The sequence below is a fragment of the Bacillus sp. SRB_331 genome (genome assembly GCF_003264175.1).
Taxonomy (GTDB): Bacteria; Bacillota; Bacilli; order Bacillales; family Bacillaceae_G; genus Bacillus_A; species Bacillus_A mycoides.
Genome location: NZ_NADV01000011.1, coordinates 610,395 through 624,977 on the forward strand (window position 1 = coordinate 610,395; position 14,583 = coordinate 624,977).

Consider the following 14,583-nt stretch of genomic DNA (forward strand, 5'->3'; position numbering starts at 1 on the left):
ATGGGAGGTGTTTCCATGGGATATGTAGAGGAATTACGAAAAGTAGTTGGTCATCGCCCTTTAATTTTAGTTGGTGCTGTTGTACTCGTTATAAATGAAAGTGGATATGTATTATTACAGCAAAGAACAGAGCCTTACGGAAAATGGGGGTTGCCTGGCGGGCTAATGGAGCTTGGTGAATCACCAGAAGAAACAGCTTACCGTGAAGTATATGAAGAGACAGGAATAGAAGTAAAGAACCTCCGATTAATCAATGTATTTTCTGGAGCGAACTATTTTTCAAAATTAACAAACGGTGATGAGTTTCAATCCGTAACGACAGCCTATTATACCGATGAATACGAAGGGAATTTTGTTATGAATAAAGAAGAAGCGGTTCAGCTTACATTCTTCCCGGTAACAGAGCTACCTGATTATATTGTAGGATCGCATAAAAAAATGATTGTTGAATATATGAAAATTATGGAAAAGTGACAAAAAGGTGTTAGATCAGGGCTCTAACACCTTTTCTATGCCTAAATACAAGTAAACTTACTTGTATTTCATAAACATTAACTGGTAAGATACAAATAGGTAGAATTAGAGGAGGGAAAAGATTGATTAACTTTAACTTTTTTATGAATGATGTTGTCCGTCAAGCGCGTGAAGAGATTGTCTCTGCGGGATATACAGAATTGACGACACCAGAAGCAGTCGAAGAAGCATTTAAAAGAAATGGTACAACACTTGTAATGGTAAACTCTGTATGTGGTTGTGCAGGTGGCATTGCTCGTCCTGCTGCTGCACATTCCGTACATTATGATAAACGCCCTAACCACCTTGTAACGGTATTTGCGGGTCAAGATAAAGAAGCAACAGCAAGAGCTCGTGAATATTTTGAAGGATATCCACCTTCATCTCCATCATTTGCGTTATTGAAAGATGGAAAAATTGTAACGATGGTAGAACGTCATGAAATTGAAGGTCATGAACCAATGCAAGTAATTGCAAAACTACAATCTTATTTCGAAGATAATTGCGAAGAACTATAAGGAAGAGAAAAAGGCGGTACGTTCACGATCAAGTGGGTGTACCGCCTTTTTTATTTAGTTTTTAAAATAATTAAATATGCAGGAAGTTTTTATTTTATGCATATTTTTATGCATTAACAACAGCTTTAATGCTGTTTTTGTATTTATTTTTATTTTAAATATTGCATAAAAATGAAAGTGCTGATACAATACAAACATCGAATAAATATTCTATTAAACTTTTAAATATACATTATTAGGGGGAAGAAAGATGAAGAAGTTATTATCAATATCATTTGCACTTATTTTAATTGTAAGTATGTTCAGTGCTTGTAGTAATGGGGAAGAAAAGGCGAATGGCGAAAATAAAAAAGTACTCGTTATGGGGACTTCGGCAGACTATAAACCGTATGAATACGTGGAAGCTTCAAAAAGTGATGAAATTATCGGCTTTGATGTTGATATTGCCAAATATATCGGAAAAGAACTTGGGTACGAAGTGAAAGTGAAAGACATGGATTTCGGCGGATTATTAGCATCTCTTAATTCAGGAAAAGTTGATTTCGTTATGGCAGGTATGACGCCAACTGCAGAGCGTAAAAATAATGCTGATTTCACAGATATTTATTTTGTTGCTAAAAATATGATCGTTTCAAAAAACGGCTCTAATATTAAATCGTTAGAAGATTTAAAAGGGAAAAAAGTAGGGGTACAAACAGGGTCAATTCAAGAAGAAAAGGCAAAAGAATTTCAGAAACAAGTCGATTTCAAAGCTGAGGGACGTGACCGTATACCAGAAATCGTACAAGAAATTAAAGCTGGTCGTTTTGACGCTGCAATTATAGAAGACACAGTTGCAAAAAATTATTTAGAAAAAATGAAAGAACTACAAGGAATTGAAATTCAAGAAGCACCAGAAGAAGTAGGTGCAGCAATTGCTCTTCCGAAAAATAGTGATAAAACAGAAGAATTTAATAAAGTAATTAAGAAAATGCAAGAAAATGGAGAAATGGATAAATTAGTGAAGAAATGGTTTGGCAGCGGAAAATAAGCTGCCTTTCACTTTTCTGTGAGGGGAATGAAAAGGATGAATCTAGATTTTTCGGCAATTACGCCTTCAATACCATATATATTAAAGGGATTAGAAGTTACATTGAAAATTGTAGCTACATCAGCTGTGGTAGGATTTATTTTAGGAACGTTATTAGCACTTTGCAAAATTGCTAGAATACGAGTATTAAATATTGCAGCAGATATTTATACGTCAATATTTCGTGGCACACCGCTAGTATTACAATTAATGATTATTTATTTCGGTGTTCCGCAAATGATGGGTTATGAGATACCAGCCTTTTTAGCAGCTGTACTTGCATTTAGCTTAAATTCAGGTGCATATATGTCAGAAGTAATTCGTGCCGGCATTCAAGCAGTCGATAAAGGACAAACAGAAGCAGCAATGGCTTTAGGTATTCCGTACAGTAAAATGATGAGAAATATTATTTTTCCTCAAGCTTTAAAAAATATATTACCAGCACTTGTGAATGAGTTTGCGACACTTACGAAAGAGTCGGCTGTAGTAACCGTAATAGGAGCGACTGATTTAATGCGCCGTGCTTATATTGTAGGTGGTGAAACATTTAAATATCTTGAGCCATTACTTTTTGTTGGACTTATTTATTATATATTAGTAATTATTCTTACATTAGTTGGGAAAGCGATTGAAGGGAGAATGAAGAAAAGTGATTAAAATTGACAACCTTCATAAATCATTTGGGAAAAATGAAGTATTAAAAGGAATTACAACAACGATTGAGAAAGGAGAGGTTGTTGCAATTATTGGACCGTCTGGATCTGGAAAGTCAACGTTTTTACGCTGTATGAATGTATTAGAAGCGCCGACAGATGGTCACATTTGGATTGGAACGGAAGAAGTAACGAATCCGAAAACAAATATTATGCACGTTCGTGAAAATGTCGGAATGGTATTTCAACATTTTCACTTATTCCCTCATATGACTGTATTAGAAAATATTACGTATGCTCCTATCAATGTAAAAGAAGTAACGAAGCAAGAAGCTGAAAAAAAAGCTGAGAAACTTCTAGAAAAAGTGGGGTTATTAGATAAGAAAGATGCATATCCAAATCGTCTTTCAGGAGGACAAAAGCAACGTGTAGCAATTGCAAGAGCGTTAGCGATGGAACCGGAAGTTATGTTATTTGATGAACCTACCTCTGCGCTAGATCCAGAAATGGTGAAAGAAGTGTTAGAAGTTATGAAATCATTAGTTACGACAGGAATGACGATGGCAATCGTTACACATGAAATGGGATTTGCAAAAGAAGTAGCAGACCGTGTTCTCTTTTTAGATGGTGGAAAGCTCGTAGAAGATAGTAATCCGGAAGAGTTTTTTACAGCACCAAAAAGTGACCGTGCAAAAGAATTTTTGCAAAAGATATTGTAATATGTGAAGGGTACGTGAATAATAGGTAGAAAAGGATGACATTGCGTCATCCTTTTTTTATACTATTTTTAAATACATTTATACATATAGGAGTAATGATATGTTTAAAATTGGATATAGAACAGTGAAAACAGCGCTTGGAACGGGAGCGGCAGTTTTTATTGCTCAGTTATTAGGATTAGAATTTTATAGTTCAGCTGGTATTTTAGTCATTTTATGTGTGCAAAATACGAAACGAAAATCCGTTCAAGTATCGTTGCACCGTTTTTTAGCTTGTGTATTATCAATGGTATTTGCGTTTTGTATTTTTGAAACGATTGGTTATACACCACTTGCGATTAGCGTATTACTGCTTACCTTTATTCCAACTGCAGTTATGTGCAAAATTCAAGAAGGGATTGTCACGAGTTCGGTTATCGTTATGCATCTGTATTCATTAAAGCAAATTACATGGTCTATAGTTGGTAATGAAATTGCTATATTAACGATTGGAATTAGTGTCGCTTTATTAGTAAACATGTACATGCCAAGCAGTGAGAATAAACTGAAAGAGTATCAAGGAAAAATAGAAGAGCATTTCAGAACGATTTTGTTTGAAATGGTCGTTTATTTACGGAATCGAGATAGTAATTGGAGTGGGGCCGAATTAATTGAAACAGAAATGATGCTGAAAGAAGCGAAAGATTTATCATTTAAAAAACTTGAGAATGAATTTATGCGTGAAGATGACTATTATTATCGGTATTTTGATATGCGTATGCAACAATTTGAAATTTTGGAGCGCATGATACCATTAGCTGCATCACTATCTTGGACGTATGAACAAGCTGATATGATTGCAGACGTAATTGAAAATATAGGGAATTCTATTCGACCTGAAAGTACAGGGGTCATTTCGTTAAGACAACTTCAAGAAATGCGAGAAGTATTTAGAGAAATGCCTTTACCAGTCTCGCGAGAAGAATTTGAAATACGTGCAAAACTTGTTCAACTTGTTTATGAGATGGAGCAATATTTACTCATTAAAAGTCGTTTTAAGGGAAAGGATAATATAAAAGAACTTATTTAGAAGGTAGGAACTATATATGCCGTATCTTCTTTCTTTATTATTATGTCTTTCTCTATCACCGATCTGGCCTCTTGGTGATAACCCACGTGCTGGAGATCCTTTTATAATTGTAAATAAAGCAACGAATAAACTAGCTTATATCGATGATGGGAAGATCCAAAAGGTTTTTCCAGTAGCGACAGGGAAAACAAATGAATTAACCCCAGAAGGAACCTTTGACATTGTATTGAAGGCGAAGGATCCCTATTATATTGCGAAGGATATTCCTGGGGGCTCTCCCAAAAATCCACTTGGATCGAGATGGATGGGATTTAATGCAAGAGGAACGGATGGAAGTAAGTATGGGATACACGGGACAAACCAACCTAGTTCAATTGGAAAATATATTTCGCAAGGATGTATAAGAATGAAGAAACATGATGTGGAATATTTGTTTGATCGTATTCCAATTGGAACGAAAGTATCGATTGTGAAATCGAAAAAAACATTTCAGCAATTGGCGAAGGAAAAAGGGGCCATAGTATTTGGAAAAGTCAACGAAACGGTTGGCTTTTTCTTTTATTATAAGTTGTCTTGACATGTGTACATAACCATGCGTTAATGAGAATATATAAAGATAATTGAGTAAAGGGGTTGCTCATATGTATTTAAATCCAAAAATTTCTTACATGCAGTTTTGTGTTGGTTTTCTATTTGTTATTACATTCATATTGGCAACTTTTAATATATGTTCTTACGTTGTAGCGATTGTATTTATGGCATTACTCAATCTTACTTTTGTTATTGGGGCATTTCAGCAGAAACAATATACAAGTTTTGTAATAGCACTTGTAATGGCCTTTTCCTTTAGCATTGTAGCAATTGTAATATATATAAAATAAAATGTTCATTACAAGATAGACTATCTCGATTTCGAGATGGTCTATTTTGTATGTGTAAGCAGTAAAAAAAGGACGAGTGAATCGTCCTTTTTACCAAAACATACTTGCGCCAGTAAGTAATGTTGTTACAAGCATAGAAATTAGCATTATATAAACCATAATTTTTTGAGCTTTTTTATGCATCGTTAAACCTCCTTGCAAATCAGTACAATTTCATTGTAACGAGAAATGAAATTGTGGACAAGGGGAGAGAAAGGACAAAATTCGGGAAGGGGGTGCAAAATATTACAGGAAATTTGAGCATACGTAGAGAATATGTTAAAAGATAGATTATTAATTTTTTGTTATGCAAGCTGAAGAATGGAGATACAATGATGAAAATATACGAAACAGATCGTTTACATTTAAGAGAAATTGATGAGTCGTATGCGGAAAAAGTTCTTCAATATTACGACAAAAATCGTGAATTTTTAAAAGCGTGGGAAGAGTATAGACCGGAGGGGTTTTTCACGTTAGATTATCAAAAGAAAAAGTTACAAAAGGATAGAAAAGAGTTCGCGGAAGGCAAGATTATCAGGCTTTGGATTTTTAAAAAGGGTGATGATACAAAAATTATTGGATGTATTTCATTTAATCTAATTGTTCGCGGAATTTATCAATCTTGTGTACTTGGTTATAAATTAGATAAGGAAGAATTGAATAAAGGTTACACAACAGAAGCGCTTAGAAAAGCAATTCAAGTTACCTTTGAAGAATTTCATTTACATCGTATAGAAGCACCAATTATGCCACGAAATTTAGCATCTATACAAGTAGTGACGAAGATAGGATTTCAATATGAAGGTGTATCTCGAAAAATGCTAATGGTAAATGGCATCTGGGAAGATCATATGCGCTGGGTATTGTTAAACGAGTAATAGAAGGCAGATGGGTATCTAGATGTGTTAACCATCTGTTTTTTGTCTTGTATTTCGAAACTTTTGCGGAATTCTGTTATAATTAATGTTGTTACATACATAATGGTAGTGCAGGAGGCGCAGTCTTATGATTAATCAAGAACGTTTAGTAAATGAATTTATGGAGTTAGTACAAGTAGATTCTGAAACGAAATTTGAAGCAGAAATTTGCAAAGTGTTAACAGAGAAATTTACTGCTTTAGGTGTAGAAGTATTTGAGGATGACACGATGGGTGTGACTGGTCATGGTGCAGGTAACTTAATTTGTACTTTACCAGCAACAAAAGACGGTGTTGATACAATTTATTTCACTTCTCATATGGATACAGTAGTTCCTGGTAATGGAATTAAGCCTTCTATTAAAGATGGATATATCGTATCAGATGGTACTACAATTTTAGGAGCCGATGACAAAGCTGGATTAGCATCTATGTTTGAAGCAATTCGTGTCTTAAAAGAGAAAAACATTCCTCATGGTAAAATTGAATTTATTATTACAGTTGGAGAAGAATCTGGTCTTATTGGCGCAAAAGCGTTAGATCGCGAGCGCATTACAGCAAAATATGGTTATGCATTAGATAGTGATGGAAAAGTTGGTGAAATTGTAGTTGCAGCGCCAACACAAGCGAAAGTGAATGCGATTATTCGCGGGAAAACAGCTCATGCTGGCGTAGCACCAGAAAAAGGTGTATCTGCAATTACTATCGCAGCAAAAGCAATCGCAAAGATGCCACTTGGTCGTATCGATTCTGAAACAACTGCAAATATTGGACGTTTTGAAGGTGGTACACAAACAAATATCGTTTGCGATCATGTTCAAATCTTTGCAGAAGCTCGTTCTTTAATAAATGAGAAAATGGAAGCACAAGTTGCAAAAATGAAAGAAGCATTTGAAACAACTGCAAAAGAAATGGGTGGTCATGCAGACGTTGAAGTAAACGTTATGTATCCAGGATTTAAGTTTGCTGCTGGCGATCACGTTGTAGAAGTTGCGAAACGTGCAGCTGAAAACATTGGTCGTACGCCTTCTCTTCACCAAAGTGGTGGCGGAAGTGATGCGAACGTAATCGCAGGACATGGTATCCCAACAGTTAACTTAGCAGTTGGTTATGAAGAAATTCATACAACAAATGAAAAAATTCCTGTTGAAGAATTAGCGAAAACAGCAGAATTAGTTGTAGCTATTATCGAAGAAGTAGCGAAGTAAGTAATAAAGTCAAAAAGACGTGTGAACCAATTATGGTTTACACGTCTTTTTTTATTTTGATTCAATTGCTTTCACAAGGCGGATAAGCCAATATAAGAAGACCCACGGAAGTACATAAGTTGTTGCAAAACGTATGAAATGAGAGAAGATTCCTAAAGCGTAAATGTTAATGTTAAAAAGGGGAAGTAACAAATAATTAATCGCAAGGATTACTATAATAATAATAAATACATAATTGAGTTTATTATGTTGTTTCATAACGATTCACCTCCTTTACAATAATATCCATTTGTTACGTACAGTATAGCAAAAAATAGATAGAGAAAAGCCAATAATTATTATAACGTGTAAAGAAATTTGATATAATGAAGGAACAAATGTTCTTTAAGGGGTGAGTAGTATGCGAGAAATGTATCCGAAAAATGGACGTGTTATTTTACATGTAGATATGAATTGTTTTTTCGCATCTGTCGAAATTGCTCATGACCCATCATTACAAGGAAAGCCATTAGCGATTGCGGGGAATGAAAAAGAGAGAAAAGGGATTATCATAACATGTAGTTATGAGGCGAGAGAATATGGAATACGTACGACGATGCCTCTATGGGAAGCGAAGCGATTATGCCCGCAATTAGTTGTGAGGCACCCTAATTTTACATTATATCGAGAAGCTTCATTTCAAATGTTTCAAATTCTTTCCCGTTTTACAGAAAAAATACAACCGTTTTCTATAGATGAAGGGTATTTAGATATTACAGATTGCTATGCGCTCGGTTCGCCTCTTGAAATAGCGAAGATGATTCAACAAGCGTTACTAACAGAGTTACAGCTTCCATGTAGTATTGGGATTGCCCCAAACCTTTTCCTAGCAAAGACTGCTTCAGATATGAAAAAACCTCTTGGAATTACAGTACTTCGAAAACGTGATATCCCAGAAATTATTTGGCCACGATCAGTTGCAGAGATGCATGGAATCGGAGAGAAAACAGCTGAAAAACTAAAAGACATTCATATACATACAATTGAACAGTTAGCAAAAGGAGACGAGCATATCATTCGCGCTAAAATTGGAAAGCACGGTGTTGATTTACAAAAACGTGCAAAAGGTATGGATGACAGGGAAGTTGATCCGAATCAAATGGGACAACATAAAAGCGTTGGAAATTCGATGACTTTCTCAAAGGATATGGACGAAGAAAAAGAATTACTTGATATGTTAGAAAGATTATCGAAATCAGTAAGCAAAAGGCTACAAAAACGAACTCTCGTTAGTTATAACATTCAAATTATGATTAAATACCATGATCGTCGCACGGTAACACGGAGTAAACAATTGAAAAATGCAATATGGGAAGAACGGGTTATTTTCCAAGCAGCATCACGTTTATGGAAGCAACATTGGGATGGTGATTCTGTTCGTCTGTTAGGTGTTACAGCTACTGAATTAGAGTGGAAGACAGAATCAGTGAAACAGTTAGATTTGTTTTCATTCGAAGAAGATGCGAAAGAAGAGCCGTTACTTGCTGTTATTGATCAAATTAATGAAAAGTATGGAACACCTCTTTTACAGAGAGGTAGTCAATTATTGCGTAAGCAAGAAAAGTCGTTTCAGCAAAAATTAGAAAATAAGTTTATGTAGAAGGTTTTAGAGATTTAAACCCTTCTTTTTTAGATGGAAGAGAGGATCCAGCCATTCGATGTCTCCATTGTCTTTCCATTTCGATGCAAGCTCCTACAATAATTGCTATAAATAACCTTAATACGATGTCATATCATATCATCATGGTCACCTCCATACATATAAGTACATGTTATATTTTTTGAGAATGAGTGAGAAATACCCACTCATTCTCATTTTTACAACCAGCTATGGAATTTTTTAATATAAAGCTTTTTCAGGAATTGTGTTAAGAAAGCATAACCTAATAATATTCCTATGAGCCACGGGAAGTAGCTTACTGGTAATGCTTGTAAACCAATTGCTGCACCAAGTGGTGAGAATGGAATGTAAATTCCGATTGCCATAATACAAGCGGTTAATACAAGAACTGGTATTGATGCTGTACTTTGAATGAACGGAATTTTCTGTGTTCTAATCATATGGACAATTAATGTTTGAGTTAGCAACCCAACGACAAACCAACCAGATTGGAATAGCGATTGTTCTCCAGGTGTATTTGCACCGAACACATTCCACATGACAACGAATGTGATAATATCGAATATAGAGCTAATTGGACCGATGCAAATAATGAAGTTACGCAAGTTTGCAGTATCCCATTTTCTAGGCTTCTCTAGAAATTCCTTATCCATTTTATCCCATGGAATTGAAAGCTGTGAAATATCATAAAGTAAGTTTTGAATTAAGAGATGAATTGCAAGCATCGGTAAAAATGGAATGAAAGCACTTGCCACTAATACACTAAATACATTTCCAAAGTTAGAGCTAGCTGTCATTTTTATATATTTTAAAATATTGCCGAAAGTAGTGCGTCCTTCTAAAATACCTGCTTCTAATATAGTTAAACTTTTTTCAAGTAAAATAATATCGGAAGATTCTTTTGCAATGTCAGTAGCAGTATCAACAGATATTCCAACATCAGCATCACGTAGTGCAACGGCATCGTTAATACCATCCCCCATATAACCTACAGTATGACCATTACCTTGCAATACGCGAATGATGCGGGACTTTTGCATTGGATTTAGTTTTGCGAACACTGTTGTTTCTTCTGCCAGTGTTGCTAATGTTTTATCTGGTAAAGAATCAATTTCGTAACCGAGGACAGGCTCACCTATATTTAATCCCACTTCTTTACAAACTTTTTTTGTAACAATTTCGTTATCGCCTGTTAAGATTTTCACTTGTACGCCATGTTTTTGCAATGCTTGAATTGCAGAAGCAGCAGATGGTTTAGGTGGATCTAAAAAGCCGATATATCCAGTAAGGATCATAGCGGATTCATCTTGTACTGCATAAGCTTTATGATAAGGTTTGTTATCGTTCTTGTATGCTACAGCGATGACACGCATTCCCTCACTATTTAAAGTTTCGCTAAGATGTTTTACATTTACTCTCATTTCTTCAGTGAGAGGGACAATTTGTCCATCAACTTCAGTGTAGTTACAAATTGATAAAATTTCTTCTACGGCACCTTTACAAACCATTGTATGTTCACCTAAAATATTTTTCACGATGACAGACATGCACCGCCGAGCAAAATCGAATGGAATTTCATCTAGCTTTTGAAAAGCTGATGGATCAAATTTATGGTTCTCCTCTGTATGTTCAATAACAGCTTTATCTATTAAATTTTTCAATCCAGTTTGATAGAAGCTATTTAAATAGGCAAAGTGTAATACACGATCGCATTCATTTCCGTTAGGATCTAAATGACGAACTAGGACAACTTTATCTTCTGTTAAAGTTCCAGTTTTATCTGTGCAAAGAATGTTCATAGCACCTAAGTTTTGGATTGAGTTGAGCTGTTTTACAATTACTTTTTGTTTAGACATGTTCACGGCGCCTTTAGCTAAATTAGCAGTTACAATCATTGGCAGCATTTCAGGTGTAAGGCCAACTGCAACAGCAATAGCAAAGAAAAAAGCTTCTTGCCAATCTCCTTTTGTGAATCCATTAATGAGAAGGACAATGGGTGCCATAATAAGCATGAATGTGATTAAGAGCCAACTTACTTTGTTTACGCCTTTATCAAAGTTTGTTTCTGCACGTTTTCCGATAACCTTTTTTGCTAAAGAGCCGAAATACGTATCCGTACTAGTTGAAACAACAACAGCTTTTGCGCTACCGCTAACAATATTTGTACCCATAAAGCAAAGGTTTTCCATATCGAGCGGATTGTAATTTTTTTTCATGTTTTTCGGTAATATATGTTTATTTTCCGTATGGTAGCAGTTTTCGTATTTTTCTACAGGAAGTGCTTCCCCGGTTAAAGAAGACTGATTAACAAATAAATCTTTTGCGGATAAAATACGCACATCAGCTGGCACGATATCACCAGCTGAAAGTGAAATAATATCGCCAGGTACAAGTTCTTCAATTGGAATTTCTGTTGTGTAATTTCGATTTAAATTTGTTACGTTTTTTGTTTCGTCTACAAATCCATCTATTCTAAAGACACTAGCAGTTGTTCGAACCATAGCCTTTAACTTATCCGCCGCTTTCTGAGAGCGGAATTCTTGTAAAAAGCGAATCGTTGCACTTAGCAGTACCATTACAGATACGACAATTGTTCCTTGTATATCATCTGTGAAAAAAGAGAGTGCTCCAAGAGCTAACAAAACAAAAATAAATGGATTTTTAAATGCCAGCAGAAATTGAATGTACCACGGCAATGTTTTATTATGAGCGATTTCGTTCGGACCATATAAAGAAAGTCTACGAGACGCTTCTTGTTTAGAGAGTCCATCTTGTGTTGTTTCTAAGAGTTTTAACGCAGAGTTTACATCCTGTGTTGCAACTTCCACTAATAATTCGTTATTTGCTTTCATGCTATCTTGATCGTAAGCATGCTTCGTTTCTTGTTTTTGTAAATTTAACATTGGTAGTTCCTCCTTTTCATGAAGGAGGAAACAATCTGTTACTCGACTATTTAAAATTGGGAGGAACAGCTTCTTTCCTACCTACATGATGAAATATAAATGTAAAACATATGGGTATCTGGGCCGAATCATCACTTGCCACTGTTCCTCACCTCCGTACAATTAGTAGTTTCTGAATATGCTATGTTTGTTTCATAGTAGGGTGCATAAAGATATAAAAAAGACCTTTACTCAAAACGAGTAAAGGTCTGAATTCGTAGTCAAAAAGAGTCAACAACAAAGACTGTTAGTAAACATAGGTAAAAACAGTTTTTGTGTATGACAAAACATACGCACCTCTCCCTCGTTGAGTTTTAGCACTGTATAGCATAGGTACTGAAACCAGCTACGTTAAAAAAGGCCTTCATTCCGACCTTTCCTGTTGACCCATTGGCGTCTCTCGACATTTTTGGGCAGCAGCGTTTCTCTATACAGGAGCCTCACCTAACAGAGACCATATTCAATTACACGTTGAATATTAGCACTGTAAAATCGTAGTGTCAATATCTTTTTAATCTATTTTTTTTGAAAAATCAAATAGATTTATGATGGCTATATAGTAGGAAATAAGCGGAGTTTTTTGAAATAAGGCGGGAAAATAAATACTTTAATGAACATAAATAAAAAGCACTGATTACAGTGCTTTTTATTATAGATTATGAGATTGTAGCATTTTCAAAAATAACAATTTCTGAACTGTTTGTTGTTGAAACGCGTTGTGCGTAATATGTTAAAGCTGAAGAAATATATGTTGGTAACGAATCATTTGTATGTGTTGTTGTATATTCATGGATTAATTCTTTTAAAGTCGTCCATTCTAATTGTGCTGGGTGATCAGAAACGAAAGAACTTACCCAGCGATCAAATGAAGATGAAAAATCAGTTTGTAAACGAAATGCTTCTTTCATAATAAAACGCTCCCTTAAAATGTAGTATAATCATTTTAACATATAACACGAACGATTACTAAGTTTTTTGAATATAACGTTCGTGTTATATAGTTGTCTAGATGATTGGTTATGTAAATTCGATTTGCCATTTGAAATAACATTCCGTAAGATGAAAGATAGATTATATAAAGAGCTGGAGGAAAGAAAGTGGAATTTGTATTTTTAGGAACTGGTGCAGGTGTTCCTTCGAAAGGAAGGAATGTTTCAGCAATTGCTTTGCAGTTGTTAGAAGAACGAGGACAGACTTGGTTATTTGACTGTGGCGAGGCGACGCAACATCAAATATTACATACATCAGTACGTCCACGCCGCATTGAAAAAATATTTATTACGCATTTACATGGCGATCATATTTTTGGATTGCCGGGTTTATTGGGTAGCCGTTCGTTTCAAGGTGGAACAACAAAATTAACAGTGTACGGACCAAAAGGAATTAAACAATTTATTGAAGTGGCATTATTAGTAAGTACGACACATGTTAAATATCCACTTGAAATCGTTGAGATTACGGAAGAAGGTATTGTGTTTGAGGATAATGAATTTTGTGTAGAAACAAAAAGGTTATCACATGGAATTGAATGCTTCGGATATCGAATTGTAGAGAAAGATATACAGGGAGCTCTTTTAGTGGATAAGTTACTGGGAATGGGTGTGAAACCTGGTCCCGTTTTTAAACGCTTAAAAGATGGTGAAGTAGTTGAATTAGAGAATGGCACAGTGTTAGATGGAAAAGATTTTATTGGCCCGCCTCAAAAAGGAAGAGTTATTACAATTTTAGGCGATACACGATATTGCGAAGCGAGCAGAGAGCTTGCGCAAGATGCTGACGTACTTGTTCATGAAGCGACTTTTGCGGCAGAAGATGAACAACAAGCGTATGATTATTTTCATTCCACATCTAAGCAAGCTGCGAGTATTGCACTTCAGGCAAATGCAAAACGCTTAATATTGACTCATATTAGTTCTCGTTATCAAGGAGATACATATAAGGAATTATTGAAAGAGGCAAGAGAGCTATTTTCTAATACAGAAATAGCTACGGATTTAAAATCATTTCCAGTAGAAAGATAATAATGGTGTGAAAAAATGGTGACGATAGGTTGCCATTTTTTTTATTTCTAAAAAAATTAAAAATAAAACTGTTATCATTTTATTTGTATATAGGATGACACAGAAAGTTTTAATGATGTGAAGATATAGGATAAAAATACATAATACCGATTATTTAGAAAAACTGTTATATAAGTCAGACGACATACGAGTGGTACAAGTAGCGAAAATGGATTTTTATTCAGAACTTTTAAAATTTATTAAAAGTAAGCGTTTTATTAAAAACAAGCTATAATGAGGGCAGATTATAATTTATTGTAGGCTACACGCGTTTTAGCCATTTTTCATAACAAGTGAAGTTGACTAAATCGTGAGAGAGCAACATGGAAATTATAA

At 35.0% G+C, this 14,583-nt stretch carries 16 protein-coding genes and 1 riboswitch; of the genes, 12 read left to right on the forward strand and 4 right to left on the reverse strand.

Translation table 11 applies throughout. The features are described 5' to 3' along the window. Window positions 1-15: 15 nt before the first annotated feature. From B5P42_RS11860 to B5P42_RS11895, 8 genes are all read left to right on the forward strand, one after another. A complete protein-coding gene (locus tag B5P42_RS11860; RefSeq protein ID WP_107886369.1) occupies window positions 16-474 on the forward strand; it encodes an NUDIX hydrolase in 459 nt (152 codons plus the stop codon). A 143-nt stretch (window positions 475-617) separates the two neighbouring features. After that, window positions 618-1,031, forward strand: a complete 414-nt coding sequence (locus B5P42_RS11865) for a BrxA/BrxB family bacilliredoxin (RefSeq protein WP_002015097.1) — start codon at window positions 618-620, stop codon at window positions 1,029-1,031. Between the two features lie 250 nt (window positions 1,032-1,281). Beyond that, window positions 1,282-2,061, forward strand: coding sequence for a transporter substrate-binding domain-containing protein (locus B5P42_RS11870; RefSeq protein WP_044442658.1), 780 nt, complete (start codon window positions 1,282-1,284; stop codon window positions 2,059-2,061). A 36-nt stretch (window positions 2,062-2,097) separates the two neighbouring features. Then, on the forward strand, window positions 2,098-2,757 hold the full coding sequence (locus B5P42_RS11875; protein ID WP_016100640.1) for an amino acid ABC transporter permease: 660 nt from the start codon (window positions 2,098-2,100) through the stop codon (window positions 2,755-2,757). Continuing rightward, window positions 2,750-3,472: an amino acid ABC transporter ATP-binding protein gene (locus B5P42_RS11880; RefSeq protein ID WP_002088545.1), complete on the forward strand. Its 723-nt coding sequence runs from the start codon at window positions 2,750-2,752 to the stop codon at window positions 3,470-3,472. Before B5P42_RS11875 ends, B5P42_RS11880 begins: the two co-directional genes overlap by 8 nt. A 100-nt stretch (window positions 3,473-3,572) precedes the next feature. Further along, window positions 3,573-4,541, forward strand: a complete 969-nt coding sequence (locus B5P42_RS11885) for an aromatic acid exporter family protein (RefSeq protein WP_002033971.1) — start codon at window positions 3,573-3,575, stop codon at window positions 4,539-4,541. A 16-nt stretch (window positions 4,542-4,557) separates the two neighbouring features. Continuing rightward, window positions 4,558-5,118, forward strand: a complete 561-nt coding sequence (locus tag B5P42_RS11890) for a L,D-transpeptidase (protein ID WP_002015103.1) — start codon at window positions 4,558-4,560, stop codon at window positions 5,116-5,118. 64 nt (window positions 5,119-5,182) lie between these two features. Continuing rightward, entirely contained in the window at window positions 5,183-5,422 is a 240-nt protein-coding gene (locus tag B5P42_RS11895) for a DUF3894 domain-containing protein (RefSeq protein WP_002088543.1), read from the forward strand. Between the two features lie 90 nt (window positions 5,423-5,512). Here B5P42_RS11895 and prli42 read toward each other — a convergent pair whose 3' ends face one another. Then, complete coding sequence (prli42, locus tag B5P42_RS31985; RefSeq protein WP_000549036.1) at window positions 5,513-5,605, reverse strand: stressosome-associated protein Prli42; 93 nt, start codon at window positions 5,603-5,605, stop codon at window positions 5,513-5,515. Between the two features lie 188 nt (window positions 5,606-5,793). On the opposite strand from prli42, the gene B5P42_RS11900 reads away from it, so the two are divergent. Continuing rightward, window positions 5,794-6,339 carry a GNAT family N-acetyltransferase gene (locus B5P42_RS11900; RefSeq protein WP_002015105.1) on the forward strand — a complete coding sequence of 182 codons (546 nt, stop codon included), beginning with the start codon at window positions 5,794-5,796 and terminating at the stop codon, window positions 6,337-6,339. 127 nt (window positions 6,340-6,466) lie between these two features. Continuing rightward, on the forward strand, window positions 6,467-7,585 hold the full coding sequence (locus B5P42_RS11905) for a tripeptidase T (protein WP_002015107.1): 1,119 nt from the start codon (window positions 6,467-6,469) through the stop codon (window positions 7,583-7,585). Between the two features lie 51 nt (window positions 7,586-7,636). On the opposite strand, the gene B5P42_RS11910 is transcribed toward B5P42_RS11905, so the two are convergent. Continuing rightward, window positions 7,637-7,843, reverse strand: a complete 207-nt coding sequence (locus B5P42_RS11910) for a hypothetical protein (protein WP_002129020.1) — start codon at window positions 7,841-7,843, stop codon at window positions 7,637-7,639. 142 nt (window positions 7,844-7,985) lie between these two features. On the opposite strand from B5P42_RS11910, the gene B5P42_RS11915 reads away from it, so the two are divergent. After that, a complete protein-coding gene (locus B5P42_RS11915) occupies window positions 7,986-9,224 on the forward strand; it encodes a DNA polymerase IV (RefSeq protein ID WP_002088539.1) in 1,239 nt (412 codons plus the stop codon). 218 nt (window positions 9,225-9,442) lie between these two features. Here B5P42_RS11915 and mgtA read toward each other — a convergent pair whose 3' ends face one another. Together mgtA and B5P42_RS11925 are read right to left on the reverse strand one after the other, a co-directional pair. Then, window positions 9,443-12,148 carry a magnesium-translocating P-type ATPase gene (gene mgtA, locus B5P42_RS11920; RefSeq protein ID WP_113734251.1) on the reverse strand — a complete coding sequence of 902 codons (2,706 nt, stop codon included), beginning with the start codon at window positions 12,146-12,148 and terminating at the stop codon, window positions 9,443-9,445. Between the two features lie 330 nt (window positions 12,149-12,478). Next, window positions 12,479-12,646: riboswitch (M-box (ykoK) riboswitch) on the reverse strand. A gap of 197 nt (window positions 12,647-12,843) precedes the next feature. Continuing rightward, complete coding sequence (locus tag B5P42_RS11925) at window positions 12,844-13,095, reverse strand: DUF3932 family protein (RefSeq protein WP_000656495.1); 252 nt, start codon at window positions 13,093-13,095, stop codon at window positions 12,844-12,846. A 189-nt stretch (window positions 13,096-13,284) separates the two neighbouring features. Between B5P42_RS11925 and rnz the strand changes: the two genes are divergently transcribed. After that, window positions 13,285-14,208: a ribonuclease Z gene (gene rnz / locus B5P42_RS11930; protein WP_002014952.1), complete on the forward strand. Its 924-nt coding sequence runs from the start codon at window positions 13,285-13,287 to the stop codon at window positions 14,206-14,208. The last annotated feature ends 375 nt before the right edge of the window (window positions 14,209-14,583 follow it).

Coding starts and splice junctions, on each gene's coding strand:
- B5P42_RS11860 (WP_107886369.1), top strand. CDS start 16: ATGGGATATGTAGAGGAATTACGAAAAGTAGTTGGTCATCGCCCTTTA.
- B5P42_RS11865 (WP_002015097.1), top strand. CDS start 618: ATGAATGATGTTGTCCGTCAAGCGCGTGAAGAGATTGTCTCTGCGGGA.
- B5P42_RS11870 (WP_044442658.1), top strand. CDS start 1,282: ATGAAGAAGTTATTATCAATATCATTTGCACTTATTTTAATTGTAAGT.
- B5P42_RS11875 (WP_016100640.1), top strand. CDS start 2,098: ATGAATCTAGATTTTTCGGCAATTACGCCTTCAATACCATATATATTA.
- B5P42_RS11885 (WP_002033971.1), top strand. CDS start 3,573: ATGTTTAAAATTGGATATAGAACAGTGAAAACAGCGCTTGGAACGGGA.
- B5P42_RS11890 (WP_002015103.1), top strand. CDS start 4,558: ATGCCGTATCTTCTTTCTTTATTATTATGTCTTTCTCTATCACCGATC.
- B5P42_RS11895 (WP_002088543.1), top strand. CDS start 5,183: ATGTATTTAAATCCAAAAATTTCTTACATGCAGTTTTGTGTTGGTTTT.
- prli42 (WP_000549036.1), bottom strand. CDS start 5,605: ATGCATAAAAAAGCTCAAAAAATTATGGTTTATATAATGCTAATTTCT.
- B5P42_RS11900 (WP_002015105.1), top strand. CDS start 5,794: ATGATGAAAATATACGAAACAGATCGTTTACATTTAAGAGAAATTGAT.
- B5P42_RS11905 (WP_002015107.1), top strand. CDS start 6,467: ATGATTAATCAAGAACGTTTAGTAAATGAATTTATGGAGTTAGTACAA.
- B5P42_RS11910 (WP_002129020.1), bottom strand. CDS start 7,843: ATGAAACAACATAATAAACTCAATTATGTATTTATTATTATTATAGTA.
- B5P42_RS11915 (WP_002088539.1), top strand. CDS start 7,986: ATGCGAGAAATGTATCCGAAAAATGGACGTGTTATTTTACATGTAGAT.
- mgtA (WP_113734251.1), bottom strand. CDS start 12,148: ATGTTAAATTTACAAAAACAAGAAACGAAGCATGCTTACGATCAAGAT.
- B5P42_RS11925 (WP_000656495.1), bottom strand. CDS start 13,095: ATGAAAGAAGCATTTCGTTTACAAACTGATTTTTCATCTTCATTTGAT.